Source organism: Caballeronia terrestris, assembly GCF_001544515.1.
GTDB lineage: Bacteria > Pseudomonadota > Gammaproteobacteria > Burkholderiales > Burkholderiaceae > Caballeronia > Caballeronia terrestris.
Genome location: NZ_FCOL02000448.1, coordinates 1 through 1214 on the forward strand (window position 1 = coordinate 1; position 1214 = coordinate 1214).

At 64.2% G+C, this 1214-nt stretch carries 2 protein-coding genes; both read left to right on the plus strand.

Annotation, left to right across the window (positions count from 1 at the left end):
• Positions 1 to 963: acyl-CoA dehydrogenase family protein (locus AWB67_RS38170; RefSeq protein WP_087660891.1), on the plus strand; the 963-nt coding region annotated here is incomplete at its 5' end.
• Between the two features lie 10 nt (positions 964 to 973).
• On the plus strand, positions 974 to 1214 hold a 241-nt coding region (locus tag AWB67_RS38175), incomplete at its 3' end, for an acyl-CoA dehydrogenase family protein (protein WP_235025612.1).

Sequence of the window (1214 nt, forward strand, 5' to 3'; positions counted from 1 at the left end):
CTGGCGGGCGCACCGCGCATCGTGCCGTTTGGCGTGAACATGCTCGGGCCCGTGCTTATCAAGTACGGCAGCGAGGCGCAGAAGCGCTATTGGCTGCCGCGCATTCTCGACGGCTCCGACTGGTGGTGCCAGGGCTACTCGGAACCGGGCTCGGGTTCCGATCTCGCTTCCGTGAAGACGACTGCCGTGCGCGGCATCGACAAAGGCGGCGAGCACTACATCGTCAACGGCCAGAAGACGTGGACCACGCTCGGCCAGTACGCGAACATGATCTTCTGCCTCGTGCGCACCGCCTCCGACGTGCGCAAGCAAGAGGGCATCAGCTTCCTGCTCGTGGACATGAATACGCCGGGCGTCGAAGTGCGTCCGATCATCACGCTTGAAGGCGAGCACGAGATCAACGAAGTGTTCTTCACCGACGTGCGCGTGCCGGCCGCCAATCTCGTGGGCGAGGAGAACAAGGGCTGGACCTACGCGAAGTACCTGCTGACCTACGAGCGCACGAACATCGCGGGCGTCGGGTTCTCGGTCGCGGGACTTGAGCGCTTGCGCCGTGTCGCGGCGAAGGTCACGCGCCACGGCCGTCCGCTCGCCGATGATCCGTTATTCGCGGCGCGACTTGCTCGCGTCGAGATCGACCTGGAGAACATGAAGACGACCAACCTGCGCGTGATCGCGGCGGTCGTGGGCGGCGGCGTGCCGGGTGCGGAAAGCTCGATGCTCAAGATTCGCGGCACCGAGATCCGCCAGGAGATCTCGTCGCTGATGCGCCGCGCGATGGGCCCATATGCGCAGCCGTTCATCGAGGAAGCGCTCATCGAAGGCTATGACGAGCCGCCGGTCGGCCCCGAGGAAGCCGCGAGCGCCGCCGCCACTTATTTCAACAACCGCAAGCTGTCGATCTTCGGCGGCTCCAACGAAATCCAGAAGAACATCATCTCGAAGATGATCCTGGGACTGTAAGGGGATCGCGATGAATTTCCAGCACACCGAAGACCGCCGCATGCTGGCGGATACGCTGAACCGCTTTATCACCGAGCAGTACGGTTTCGCGAAGCGCGACGCGTTCGCGCGCAGCGAGACCGGTTTCAGCCGTGAATTGTGGAGCCGCTTTGCGGAACTGGGCACCGTCGGCGCGCTCATCAAGGAGGCCGACGAACGCCATCGTCGCGATGACGCGCGCGTCGCTGCGCGGCAGCACCTTGCCCATCACC